The sequence below is a fragment of the Streptomyces sp. BHT-5-2 genome (genome assembly GCF_019774615.1).
GTDB lineage: Bacteria > Actinomycetota > Actinomycetes > Streptomycetales > Streptomycetaceae > Streptomyces.
Map to the genome: position 1 here is coordinate 4426690 of NZ_CP081496.1, position 12419 is coordinate 4439108.

12 protein-coding genes are annotated in these 12419 nt (G+C 72.6%); 6 read left to right on the forward strand and 6 right to left on the reverse strand.

Annotated features, from left to right (window positions below; all coding sequences use genetic code 11):
- Positions 1 to 3: 3 nt before the first annotated feature.
- Positions 4 to 927 (reverse strand): cupin domain-containing protein, encoded by a 924-nt coding sequence (locus tag K2224_RS19570; protein ID WP_221907801.1) that lies wholly within the window; start codon positions 925 to 927, stop codon positions 4 to 6.
- Positions 928 to 1096: 169 nt separating this feature from the next.
- Between K2224_RS19570 and K2224_RS19575 the strand changes: the two genes are divergently transcribed.
- The gene (locus tag K2224_RS19575; protein ID WP_221907802.1) at positions 1097 to 2371 is read left to right on the forward strand and encodes a cytochrome P450; all 1275 of its coding nucleotides are present in this window, start codon (positions 1097 to 1099) and stop codon (positions 2369 to 2371) included.
- A gap of 30 nt (positions 2372 to 2401) precedes the next feature.
- Here the strand turns inward: K2224_RS19575 and K2224_RS19580 are convergent, their stop codons facing one another.
- Both K2224_RS19580 and K2224_RS19585 read right to left on the reverse strand, forming a co-directional pair.
- The gene (locus K2224_RS19580) at positions 2402 to 3058 is read right to left on the reverse strand and encodes a response regulator transcription factor (RefSeq protein WP_221907803.1); all 657 of its coding nucleotides are present in this window, start codon (positions 3056 to 3058) and stop codon (positions 2402 to 2404) included.
- Complete coding sequence (locus K2224_RS19585; RefSeq protein WP_221907804.1) at positions 3051 to 4211, reverse strand: sensor histidine kinase; 1161 nt, start codon at positions 4209 to 4211, stop codon at positions 3051 to 3053. Before K2224_RS19585 ends, K2224_RS19580 begins: the two co-directional genes overlap by 8 nt.
- A gap of 167 nt (positions 4212 to 4378) precedes the next feature.
- Here K2224_RS19585 and K2224_RS19590 point away from each other — a divergent pair, with 167 nt between their 5' ends.
- Positions 4379 to 4840: a hypothetical protein gene (locus K2224_RS19590; RefSeq protein ID WP_221907805.1), complete on the forward strand. Its 462-nt coding sequence runs from the start codon at positions 4379 to 4381 to the stop codon at positions 4838 to 4840.
- A gap of 75 nt (positions 4841 to 4915) precedes the next feature.
- On the opposite strand, the gene K2224_RS19595 is transcribed toward K2224_RS19590, so the two are convergent.
- On the reverse strand, positions 4916 to 6406 hold the full coding sequence (locus K2224_RS19595; protein ID WP_221907806.1) for a carboxylesterase/lipase family protein: 1491 nt from the start codon (positions 6404 to 6406) through the stop codon (positions 4916 to 4918).
- Between the two features lie 297 nt (positions 6407 to 6703).
- On the opposite strand from K2224_RS19595, the gene K2224_RS19600 reads away from it, so the two are divergent.
- Both K2224_RS19600 and K2224_RS19605 read left to right on the forward strand, forming a co-directional pair.
- A complete protein-coding gene (locus K2224_RS19600; protein ID WP_221907807.1) occupies positions 6704 to 7075 on the forward strand; it encodes an ATP-binding protein in 372 nt (123 codons plus the stop codon).
- 118 nt (positions 7076 to 7193) lie between these two features.
- Complete coding sequence (locus K2224_RS19605) at positions 7194 to 8084, forward strand: SigB/SigF/SigG family RNA polymerase sigma factor (protein WP_221907808.1); 891 nt, start codon at positions 7194 to 7196, stop codon at positions 8082 to 8084.
- A gap of 50 nt (positions 8085 to 8134) precedes the next feature.
- Here the strand turns inward: K2224_RS19605 and K2224_RS19610 are convergent, their stop codons facing one another.
- Together K2224_RS19610 and K2224_RS19615 are read right to left on the reverse strand one after the other, a co-directional pair.
- Positions 8135 to 9304: a macrolide family glycosyltransferase gene (locus tag K2224_RS19610; protein ID WP_221907809.1), complete on the reverse strand. Its 1170-nt coding sequence runs from the start codon at positions 9302 to 9304 to the stop codon at positions 8135 to 8137.
- A gap of 50 nt (positions 9305 to 9354) precedes the next feature.
- Positions 9355 to 9546, reverse strand: coding sequence for a hypothetical protein (locus tag K2224_RS19615; protein ID WP_221907810.1), 192 nt, complete (start codon positions 9544 to 9546; stop codon positions 9355 to 9357).
- Between the two features lie 204 nt (positions 9547 to 9750).
- On the opposite strand from K2224_RS19615, the gene K2224_RS19620 reads away from it, so the two are divergent.
- Positions 9751 to 11205, forward strand: a complete 1455-nt coding sequence (locus tag K2224_RS19620) for an oxygenase MpaB family protein (RefSeq protein ID WP_221907811.1) — start codon at positions 9751 to 9753, stop codon at positions 11203 to 11205.
- 131 nt (positions 11206 to 11336) lie between these two features.
- Positions 11337 to 12395, forward strand: coding sequence for a zinc-binding dehydrogenase (locus K2224_RS19625; RefSeq protein WP_260692809.1), 1059 nt, complete (start codon positions 11337 to 11339; stop codon positions 12393 to 12395).
- Positions 12396 to 12419 lie beyond the last annotated feature (24 nt).

Sequence of the window (12419 nt, forward strand, 5' to 3'; positions counted from 1 at the left end):
GCCCTAGCCGCTCGCCGGATCCTCCTCGTACGTGACGCCGTACCTGCGCGCATGGCGGTTGAGCGCGGCCGGATCGAAACGTCCCGCTCTGCTCACCTCGGTACGGTGTTCGATCAGGGTCTCCACCACGCACTCCCAGCCACCGGGCGAGGAGATCTGGAGCACGCGGGGCGGAGGATTGGAGCCGGGGCGGATCGCGTGCGGGACACCGTGCGGAAGCAGGGCGAACTGGCCCTGGCGTGCGGTGTGCAGGCGGCCGTCGAAGTCGATGTGCAGCTCGCCGTCGAGCACGTAGATGCACTCGTCGGCCACGTGGTGGGTGTGTCGTGGGATCGGCTGGGCGACCGTGACTTCCAGGAACGAGAAGAGGCCGGCGGTGTCGGCGGTGCGGGCCTTGACGCTGAAGGCGGGCGGGACCGCGATCCGGCCCGGTCGCGCCCCGCCGCGGGGAAGGACGAAGAACCGCCCCCGGCCTTCGGCCTCGCCGGCTTCGGGGTGGCTCGCCCCCTCCCCGACCGGGGCCCCCTCCTCCGCTGCCGGCAACTCCCCCACCGCCGACAACCTGAGCACGTGCACGGCCGAGCCGACGCCTCCGAGGTTGTGCACGGTGCGGGTGACGCCGCGAGGTATCAGGGCGCACATGCCGCCGGTGAGGCGATGAGCCCGACCGGCGACGTCGATGCCGAGGTCACCGTCGACCACGTAGACGAAAGCGTCGAAGGCGTCCGACGAGGTGTCGCATTCGCCGAACACACCGGTGGTGCCCGTGACTTGGGCAGGGATGTCGCCCTCGCCGCGCGTTTCCACGAGAACGAAGCGGCCTTCGGTGTCGCGAGGGCCGGCCTTGACGGTCGTCCCGGGCGGCGGGGAGTCGGAGTTGGGGCGCGAGGCGCCCGCGTCGAGCAGGAAGAAGCGGTCCTTGGGCATGCGGCGTTCCCTTCTGGAACCGTGCCGAGTCGAGCCTTCGTCGCCAAGTTATGGAACCGGAATCCGATTCCGTTTCGACGGTCCATGGATAGCAGGGGGCACGATGCGGTGTCAAAGCTCGTCGGACGGCGGCAACGGCCTGCCTGGCAGCGTCTGCGATCATCACCCGATGACGCCACCCCCAGCCCAGCCGTCCCAGGACAGTCACGACGACGACCGCCCCCACGCCACGGCCCCCGGCCCCGGCCAACCCCCGGCCCCCCTCCGCCCCTTCGACGCGGAGTTCTTCCGGGACCCCTATCCCGTCTACGCCCGGCTCCGGAGGTTGGGCCCCGTCCTGCACGTCGAACTGCCCGACGGGGCGCGGGCCTGGCTCATCACCCGTGAGGAAGATGTGCGGGCGGCGCTCACCGATCAGCGGCTGTCGGTGAACAAGGCACGTTCCCGCAACGGCTATCAGGGCTTTTCGCTGCCGCCCGCCCTGGACGCCAACCTGCTCAACGTCGACCCGGACGACCACGTGCGGCTGCGCCGGCTGGTCTCCAAGGGGTTCACGCCACGGCATATCGAGCAGCTCCGCGGGCGCGTCGTCACGGCGGCCGAGCACTACGCCGACCGGCTGGCCGCACGGCTCACCGAGTGCGGGGAGGCCGATCTCCTCGCGGAGTTCGCCAACCCGCTGCCGTTGGTCGTCATCGGTCATCTGCTGGGCGTCCCCGAGGCGGACGGGCGGGAGTTCTCCCGGTGGATCGCCGCGATGTTCGCTCCGGAGCACGCCGGGCACACCGCGGAGGCCATCGATCGCATCCACCGCTATCTGCCGGGGCTGATCGGGGCGCGGCGCGCGCGGCCCGGGGACGATCTGCTGTCCTCGCTGATCGCCGCGCGGGACGAGGGGGACCGGCTGAGCGAGGACGAACTGGTCTCGTTGGCCTTTCTGTTGCTGATGGCGGGGACGGAGAACGTTCAGCACCTCATCGCCGGTGGGGTGCTCACCCTGTGGAACCACCCCGAGCAGCTTGCCGACCTGCGTCGTCGGCCGGAGCTCATACCGGAGGCCGTCGAGGAGCTGCTGCGCTGCGCCCATCCCAACCAGTGGGCGATCCGCAGGTTTCCCGTCGAAGCCGTCGAGATCGCCGGTACGCGGATTCCGGCCGGGGACACCGTGCTGCTGGGGCTCGCCTCGGCGCACCGCGATACGGCGCGCTTTCCGGAGCCGGACCGCTTCGACGTCCATCGGGCGGACAAAACTCATCTGGCCCTCGGCCATGGGATGCACTACTGCCTGGGGGCGGCGCTGGCCCGGATGGAGATCGGGATCGCGTTGGGTACACTGCTCGACCGGTTTCCCGATCTGCAACTTGCCGTGCCTGCCGAGCAGTTGGAGTGGCGGGCTTCGTTCCGGTCGCATGCGTTGCGGCGGTTGCCGGTGTCGGTGGGGTGAGGCGTCGGACCCCCGTCGGGGTGTCCGGGGTCAGAGGCCGTGGTCGCGTACCCGTTCGACCAGGGCCGCCGCCTCGGCCCGGCTGCCGACCTGGAGCTTGCCGAAGAGGTTGTTGACGTGGGTCTTGACGGTGGCGACGGAGACGTAGAGGGCCTCGGCGATGGCGCGGTTGGTGCGGCGCTCGCTGAGGAGTTGGAGGACCCGGGTCTCCTGCACCGTCAGCGCGTGGGCGGCGGCGAGGTGTTCGAGGGCGGTGCGTCGGGTGAGTCCGCGCACCATGGCCGAGGCGATCTCCGGTGCGAAGGTGCGGTGCCCGTCGGCGGTCGCGGTGATCGCGGAGACGATCTGGGCGCGACCGGCGCTCTTGGTGAGGTACCCGGCGGCGCCTGCCTGGAGGGCGCCGACGACGGAGGCGTCGTCGGCGTAGGTGGTCAGGACCAGTACCGCGGGCGCCGGGTCGAGGGCGTTCAGGGTGCGGGTGGCGGCGATGCCGTCGACCCCGGGCATCCGCAGGTCCATCAGCACCACGGCCGGGTTCAGGCGCCGGGCCAGATCGACGGCGGTGGCGCCGTCGGCCGCGGAGCCGACGACGTCGATGTCGGGTTCGTGGTCGAGGATGGTCACCAGGCCGTCGCGGACCGCGGCCTGGTCGTCGGCGACGATCACCCGGATCGGTCGGTCACTCATAGGGCACCCGGCATTCCACGATCCACTCCCCCTCCACTGGGCCGGCGGTCAGTCTGCCACCGACGATCTCCGCACGCTCCCGCATGCCTGGCACGCCGTGGCCGCCCGAGGGGTGCGATGCCGGACGATCCGCGGACGGGACGAGCCGGTTGGTGACGCGCAGCAGGGCGGCGTCCCGGCCCGCCTCCACGACGACGTGGACGGGGGCGCCGGGTGCGTGCTTGCGGGCGTTGGTGAGGGCCTCGACCGTGACGGAGGCGATGACCTCCGCGACCGGGTCGGGCGCCCGCGCCGACTCGCCCCGTACGTCGACGTCGACGGTCATGCCGAGGGCGCGGACGCCGGTGGCGATCTCGCCGAGGGCCGCGTCGATGCCGGCGGGGAGCCGGCGCAGGGCGTCCACGGCGCGCTTGGCGGCCACCAGACCGTCCGCCGCCACGGCGCGTGCGCCGCGGACCCGGGCCACCACGTCGTCGTCGGCTCCGCGGCTCACCGAGACCGCCTCCAGCGCGTCGAGCTGGATCACCAGGCCGCCGAGCGAGTGGGCGAGGACGTCGTGGATGTCCCGGGCGATCCGGGCGCGTTCCTCCTGGACCGCGTGCGCGGCCCGGCGTTCGGCCCTGCCCCGTTCGGTGCGGCGGTCGAGGGCGTTGAGGCGGGCGAGGAAGCCGAACCCGCCGCCGGTCGTGGAGGAGATCAGCACCGAGACGGCCACCGCGGCGTCGCCGCCGACCGCCTCGTGGGCAAGGGTGAAGGCGGCGATGCCGGCCGCGAGGACGCCGCTGATCCACAGTGCGGGGGTTTCGGCGGCCGAGATCAGCAGGAACAGACCGGTCGCGCCGACGAACCCCGAGGCGTCCGGGTTCGTGGGACTGAGGCCGGCGCAGACCGCGCCGCCGACGAGCAGCACGCTCCAGGCCACCCGCGGCCAGCGGGGCGCGAGGGTGTGCCGGAGGGTCGCGGTCACCGCCCACAGGGCGAGCAGCGCGCAGAACACCGCGCTGTGCCACGCCGGGTGGGCGTCGAAGGCGTAGAAGGTCACCGCGATGGCGATGGCCAGGCCGTGCAGGGCGAGCCGGCGCACGCGGGGCGCGTCGAGGCCGTCCCGGAAGCGGCGGGCCGGCCGCCCGGGTATGTCGTGGTCGTTCGGCACCGACCCATTGTGGCGGTCCGCGACCGGTGCTCCGGTCCGGGCCGACGCGATCTCCACCCTTTTCTCCACCCCGGTGGCCGATCCGTGGGCGGCTGTCGGGCCGCAGGGTGAGGAGTGGCGGCGGACCGCCGCCCGCGCTCGTTCTCGCACAGAAGGTCCTGGGGGTCATGGACAATCCCACCACCACCAATCTCACCATCACCGCCGTTGTGCTGCTGTGGCTGCTGTCCAGGCAGCTCGTGGAGCGGCCGCTGCGGGAGAAGTCCCCGGTCGGGCTGGTGCTGATCGTCATCGGCGCGGTCGAGACCGGCTGGTATGTCACCGCCCATCCGCTGTCCTGGCGGGACGGCGCGCTGGTCGTGGCGAGCCTGGCGGTCGGGGTGCTGCTGGCGGCGCTGCGTGCGTTCACCGTGCGGTTGTCCGTGCGCGGCGGGCGGGTGGTGCGGCAGGGCACGGTGCTCACGGCGGCGCTGTGGGTCGTCGGTCTGGGGCAGCACTTCCTGATCGACACCGCGGTCACGGCCGAACTGGGCGCGGTCACCGTGCTGTTCTACTTCGGGGTGGTGTTGCTGGCGCAGCAGCTGGTGCTGGTGCGGCGGGCCGCCGTGGCGGGCCTCTCCGGTCGCTGACGCTGCGGCCGCCGACGGCAGCGCGCGCCGACGGGGGCGACCGGGACGCGCGCCGACGGCGGCCGTCCGCCGTGGTCAGTTCCGGGCGCTGTCGTTCCCGGCCGCTTCGGGTGCGAAGTGGCGGATGCGGGCGGGTGTGCCGGGGACGTAGGCGGGGATGCCGTGCGCGGAGCCGGTGGTGACGAAGGCGGCGACGGCTCCGGCGAAGGCGTCGCCGAGCGCGCGGGCGGCGGCGTCCGGGCGGCCCAGCATGGGACTGCCGGCGAAGCTGTCGAACGTGCCGAAGAGGAAGGGCAGTTCGCTGCAGTGGCAGGCACCGAGCGGGTTGTCGTCGCCGGGTGCGGAGTAGTCGAACTGGTAGACGTGGGTGGGGTGGCCGGCGGCGGCGTGGTGGTCGGCGATCTCCAGTGCGCCGGCGCGGAACTCGGCGTCGGTCGTGGCGGCGATGGCGATCCGGCCCGGAGTGGCGTGCGGGAGCTGCCCGGCGTAGTGGTCGTAGCGCCGCTCCGCCTCGCCTTCGCCGGGGGTCTGTCCGGCGAGCAGGGCCAGGGCGCCGGCGCGGTCGAGGGACCGGATGCGGGGGTCGAGTCCCATGAACGCGGTCATCTCGTCGCGGGTCGTGCCGATCAGCAGGCCCTTGCCGTCCAGGGCGCCGGCGGTGAGCGCATCGCGCCGGGCGAGCGGAAGGCCGGTGCCGCCGAGTACCGGGTACATCGCCGGGGCGACGCTGCCTGCCTGGGCGAGCTGCACCGCCAACGTCCCGTAGGCGGCGTTGAGTTGGGAGGCGGGAAGGGCGCGGAGGGCCTGGCCGGGGTCCGCCCGGCCGGCCACGTCCAGCAGGCGGAGATATGCCTGGGCGTGCTCGGCGGCGAGGGCCGGGTCCTGCGGCGCCAGGCCCCACGGTCCGCTCTGCAGCAGAACGCGGTGGACGAGTCCGGCGGTCCGGGGGTCGGTGGCGAGCGCCAGGGCCGCATAGGCGCCGGCGGACTGGCCGCCGACGGTCACCGCGTCCGGGTCGCCGCCGAACGCGGCGATGTTGTCCCGCACCCAGTGCAGTGCGGCGGCCTGGTCCTGGAGGCCGAGGTTGTCCGCGCCGATCTCCGGGAGGTGGAGGTATCCGAACGGCCCCAGGCGATAGTTGGCGGTGACGACGATCAGGTCGCCGCGGGCGGCGAGCCGGGCGCCGTCGTACCAGTCCCAGCCGGCCGAGCCGCTGCTGAAGCCGCCACCGTGGAACCAGAGCAGGACCGGGCGGGCCGCCCCGTCCTCGCGGGCGTGCAGCGGGGTCCAGACGTTGAGGGTGAGGCAGCCGTCCTCGTTCCAGTCCGGGGTGCGGCGACCCATGACCGCTTCCAGGCGGGACGGGTTCTGGGGCGCCGAGGGTCCGGCGTGCACCGCGTCCCGTGTTCCCTCCCACTGCGGGTGGGGCTGCGGCGGGGCGAACCGCAACGCGCCCACGGGCGGGGCGGCATACGGAATCCCCCGGTAGGCCGCCGCCGCTCCGTCGGCCCGGCCCCGGACCAGGCCCCGGTGTGTGGCCACGACCTGGTCGCTGTCCTGCGTCATCGTGCTTCCTTTCGTGAATCGGGCATCCGCTCGCCTGCTCCGGCCGTTCTATCCCGGATGCGGCGATCCGGGCCAGCGGAATCCACGGCGGCGGTTTCGCCGGTGCCGTGATCGTTCCGGAGTCGCGGACAGGGGATGACGAGGGGGAATGCCCTGCCGCACGCCGTCGCCGGCACCCGCGGACACCCGTCCGGGCGTTCGACCGGGTGTGGCAGAGTGATCCTGGATGCACAAGGCGCAGGTCGGCGGGTAGACGCACTCCCGAGGCCGGATCCCGCACCGCCTGGGAGGTGAACGGTGGCTCGCACAGCGGAACTCCCCGCTACCTCGGCCGAGGCGCGCGACCGCGTGCTCGCCCTGCTGCGTGGCTGTCAACGGCAGCTCGACGAGATGGCGGTGGCCGACGCGTTGCTGATCACCTCGGAGCTGGTCACCAACGCCCTGCGGCACGCGGGCGGGGTCACCGGATTCGTGGCCCGGGTCACCGGGGACCTGCTCGAACTGACCGTGGAGGACGCCAGCCCCGTCCCGCCGGTCGTCCCCGCCGACATCCGGGACGGCCGGATCGGTGGCTACGGATGGTCACTCGTCCACCGCCTCGCCACCTCTGTCACGGTCGTCCCCTCCGCGGCCGGCAAGGGCATCCAGGTCGCGCTGCGGCTCATGTGAACGGCCCCGCCAGGCGGGCACCACACCCCGAATCGTGATCCTTCGGGCATGTCCTCGGCGTGTCCTGGGTAAGCGGCCGCACAGGTGCCCGCGGGGGCCGGGCACGGAGGGAGACGTGATGACCACCGTCGTGAACGGCACCACGACAGCCGCGCTCACCACGGAACGTGACGACGGTCTCCCGGAGGTCAGGCACCCCAGGGCGATGGCGCCGCAGGACGCGCGCCAGCTCTCCAAGCTGTTCTTCGACCGGCTGCGCCACCTCGAAGAGGGCACCCGCGCCCACCAGTACGCACGGAACACCCTCATCGAGATGAACATGTCGATGGTGCGCTACGTCGCCCGCCGGTACCGCCACCGCGGCGACGACATGGACGACATCGTCCAGGTCGGCACGATCGGGCTGATCAAGGCGATCGACCGGTTCGACGTCGCGCGCGCGGTGGAGTTCTCCACCTTCGCCGTGCCGTACATCCTCGGCGAGATCAGGCGCTTCTTCCGGGACACCGGCTGGGCGGTGCACGTCCCCCGTCGGCTTCAGGAGCTGCGCACCGAACTCGCCAGGGCGAAGGAGGAGTTGCACGCCGGGCTGGACCGCGATCCCACCGTGCCCGAACTCGCGGCGCATCTGCGGCTGCCGGAGGACGAGGTGATCGAGGGTCTCGTCGCGGCCAACGGCTATGCCGCGGACTCCCTGGACACCCCGCTCGATCCCGATCCGCTGGGCCGGCGGCGTGCGCTCGCCGATGTCCTCGGCGAGGAGGACCGCGCCCTGACGGCGGTGGAGGACCTGCACGCCCTCGCACCGCTGCTGCGGCAGCTCGCGCCCCGCGAACGCCGCATCATCGAACTGCGCTTCGGCCAGGAGATGACCCAGTCTCAGATCGGTGCCGAGATCGGCGTGTCGCAGATGCATGTCTCCCGTCTGCTCAACCACACGCTGACGAGGCTCCGCAGCGGCATGCTCACCGACCCGCCGCCGAAGGCCCCGCCCTCTCCCGGCCCGTGACACCGGAGACCGGCCCGCCCGCACCACCACCGGACGGGCCGGTCCCCTGCTCAGGCCAGGTACTCCTCGATCACGTCGACACCGCGGGCGGCGCCGCCGCTCCCCCGGACGACCTTGCGCATCCGGTCGAGGTTGGTGCGGATCTGCGGGTCACCGGCGACCCGGGCGACGGCGGCGCGCAGCGACTCCGCGGTCACCGCCTTCGTGTCGAGCTGTTCGCCGAGGCCGAGTTCCTGCATCCGTCCGGCGTTGGCGGCCTGTTCGGGCATCTGCGGGACGGCGATCAGGCCGACGCCGTAGTACAGGGCCTCCATCGTGGAGTTCATGCCGGTGTGCGAGACGAAGGCGGTCGCCCGCTGGAGCACGGCCGGCTGCGGGAACCGCGGGCGGACGTCGAACGACGGCGGCAGCGGCCCCAGGCCCGCGGGGTCGACACCGCCCACGGACATCGCCACGTGGTACGGCTCGTCGGCGAACGCCTCGATGCAGGTGCGGTAGAACTCGGGCCGGTTGTTGAAGACCGTGCCCAGCGCGATGAACACCACCGGGGTCTCGGGGTCCGGCGGCGACCAGGGCTCGTTCTCCCGGCTGCCCACGGAGGGCCCGATGAAGTGGAACCGCTCGTCGAACGTGTCGCCGGCCGGCTGGAACTCCCTGGGTATGAAGACGAGGTTGAGCTTCTCCGTCACATCCAGCAGATTCGCCGGGTCCAGCTCGACGCCGTGTTCCGCGGTGAATTCCTGACAGCCGGCGGCTATCACCCCGGCCACCGGGCTCTCCGGGCCCGTCGCGTCCATGAAGCCGTTGAACAGCGAGTAGTGCTCATTGGACGCGAGGTGGGGTACCAGGCGGACGGCCGGCAGGCCCAGGTGCTCGGCGACGACCCGGCCCGACCAGGTCATCGCGTCGTAGCAGACCGCGTCCACCGGCTCGTTGGCGCAGTGGTCCCGCAGCACCGGATAGGACGCGCGCATCGCATCGAAGAGGCGGCCCATCAAGAGACCGAAGGCTTCCGGCCCGAACTCGGTGGGCGGGTCCATGCGGGGGAGCGCCGGCAGCTCCACCCAGCGTGCGCCGGCCTTGGTGACCATCTCGCCGTGTTCCGCACCGGTGGCGTAGTCCACGCGATGGCCGCGCCGCACCAGCTCCTCGACCAACGGCAGAGTGGGATTGACGTGCCCGTGACCGCCAAGGGTCACGAATAACAAGTGTTTCGCCATATCGAAAATCCTAGCGATCCCGGATTTTCGCCCCCGACCCGCCCACCTCGCTAGCCGGAGGGCAGCCGCCGCATCAGATTGCGGGCCAAATGCCGTGCGGCGTGCGCCCCTTCACCACTGCCGGCCGCCAGCAGCCGCAACAACTCGATCGCGGCCCGCGCCTCCCGCAGGGTCAGCAGCGGCAGCCGTTCCTCGTCCGCGTCCACCACACCGTCGACGAGGCTGAGAAGACGGTCGTTCATTGCGCTCATGGACGGGTTAACGGCCACTCACTTACCCGGTTACGGCGTACACGCCGGACGCCCAGGCAAACTTGTCGAACCGTCAGATCGCTCGGACGTGTGGATTTGCATACCAACATCTTCCAACTCGCCTTGCCCAGGCACTACTTGTACCGCACGCGCACAACCGCTCGGCTTCGCACCACCACCTGTTGGGAGACGCCCGTGTCCACTGCCCTGTCCGGCCCCGACTCCCTGCTGCGCCGCACTCTCGGAGAACAGCGCATCGCCCTGGTCGCCTGGCGACTGCTGGTGCTCCAGAGCGCCGATCCGGCCGTCGGCGCCGGCATGGCGGAGTTCTCGACCTACCGCGCGCATCCCTGGCGGCGGATGCAGCACACCATGGACAGCGGCCGGCGGCTGTTCTTCGGCGACCGCGAGGAGCTGCGCCGGGAGATCGCCCGCCTGGAACGGACGCACCGCCGCATCCGGGGAACGGACGGGCAGGGTCGGGAGTTCTCCGCGCTGGACCCGACGGTGCGGGTGTGGGTGCTGATGACGCTGTACGAATCGATGACCGCGATGTGCGAGCTGTCCGGCGCACCGCTCGGCGCGGCCGAACGCGACCAGCTGTACGCGGAGTTCCGCCTGGTCTGCAAGGAGTTCGGCCTGCCGGCCGAGCTCTTCCCGCGCACCGCCGCGCAGGTGCCCGCGTACGTCGAACGCACCATCCGCGACCGCCTGGAGTACACCGAGGCCGCCCACGACCTGCTGTTCCAGATGTTGCACCAGGCACCGCCACCGCGCCGGCTGGGGCGCCTGCGCCCTGCCTGGCCGCTGCTGCGCCCGGTGATCGCCCGCATGCTGACGGCCCTGACCCTCGCGGATCTGCCGCCGGCGTTCCGCGAGCGGTTCGGCCTGCGCCGAAGCCGCAGCGCCGCGGCCCTGTCCTGGCTGCTGCACCACGGCTCGCGCCACCTCGTGACCCGCCTGCCCGACCGGCTGCGCTACCACAACCGGACAACCGCACAGCAGGCCGCCCAGCCGGCTGCCGAGCCGGCCCGGGCCGCACCCCACGGCGACGGAGACGGCGCGGCCGCACGGGCCGGGCGTCTACCGAAGCCGCGCCGGGCCGGGCGCGACACCGCGCGCCGGGCCCGCGTGGAGGCGTTCTTCCGGCAGGTGCTGGACCAGACCGGCGACGGCCACCTCACCGCCGCCGACCTCCAGGCCATGGCACACAACGTGTGCTGGCAACTGGAGCTGGACGAGAGCCGGGAGGCCGAGGTGTACGCCGGGTTCGACACCTGGTGGCAGCACATCCGCTCCACCATGGACACCGACGGCGACGACCGGGTCTCCCTGGGCGAGTTCACCACCGCGATGCTCGCCGGCATCGACCGCGACCCCGACTACCTCCACCAGGGCCTGCACACCGCGCTGCGCGCCCTCTTCCGCGCCGTGGACACCGACGGCAGCGGTCTCCTGGGGCCCGACGAGTACCGCGTCGTCTTCGGCGGCTCCCGGGTCCACCCGGCCGAGCTCAACCACGGCTTCCGCCAACTCGACGCCGACGGCGACGGGCAGATCACCGAGGAGGAGTTCCTGCGGGCCTTCACCGACTACTTCACCGCCCGCGCCGACACCGTGGCCGGCACCCAACTCCTGGGCCGCCCCTGACGGACACCTGTCCGGTCTCACCTGCCCTCCCCCGGTCGGCGCTCAGGCTGGTGGTTTCGGTCCCGGCATCAGGCGCGTCTGGATACCGCCGCCCACGGGGTGTGGACTGCCTGGCCATGAAGGCATGGCAGATGACCACACCCCAAGGCGGCCTGCGTCCGGCGGAGTTGCCCGAACCCCTGCTGCGCGGCGGCGGCGCGACGCTCGACGTCCTCGCCGCGCAGATCCCCGCGTACACCGATTCACTGGTGGCCGGCGGACGCGGTGGGTTTCCGACCCCGATCGTGCTCGGTGCCTGTGGCATCGCCCGGGTCACGGCGGTGGCCGACGAGGTGTTCGGGGTGCGGCCGGGCGACGTCGTCGTGGCCAACGGGCTGTTCCGGTCCGGGCGCGCCGCCTGTCCCGAGGAGGCGATCCTGGCATGGACCGGGATCGGCGGCGACGGTCGTGCCACGGCGACCACCGACCGCATGCGCGAGATCTGGCGGGACGGCCTGTACGCCGAGCGGGCGGTGCAGCCGGAGCGCACCCTGGTCGCGCTGCCCGGTGCGGACGCCTACCCGGCGCCCGAGCGGCTGGCGTTCCTGCCGTGGCTGGGCATCGCGGGAGAGGCGATCGACCGTGCGGACGTGCGCGCGGGCCAGGTCGTCGCCGTGGTCGGGGCGACCGGGCAACTGGGCGCGGCGGCGGTGCTCATCGCGCTGGCCCGCGGCGCCGCCGCAGTCGTCGCCGCCGGCCGGAACCGCGAGGCGCTCGACGCGCTCGCGGGCCTCGACCCGCGCGTGGTACCGGTACCGCTCACCGGCGACCGCGGAACCGACGGACCGGCGATCGGGGCGGCCGCCGGCCCGGTCGACGCGGTCGTCGACACGCTGGGTGCGGTGCCGAGCCCGCACCCGACGATGGCCGGCTACGACGCGCTGCGTCCGGACGGCTCCTGGGTCCTGGTCGGCGGCGTGCGGCAGGAACTCCCCATTCCGTACGGCGACTTCATGCACCGGCGACTGACCCTGCGCGGTTCGTGGGCGTACCGCGACGCCACCGTGCTCGGCCTGTGGTCGATGATCCGCAGCGGCGTCCTCGACCTGTCGGTGCTGGACGTCACCGTCGTCGGACTGGACGATCCCGCCGCGGCGCTCACCGTGGCCTCCCGGTCGCGCGGACTGTCCGTGGTCGTCCTGGTGCCGTGAGCTTTCGGCCCGGCACGCGCGGGT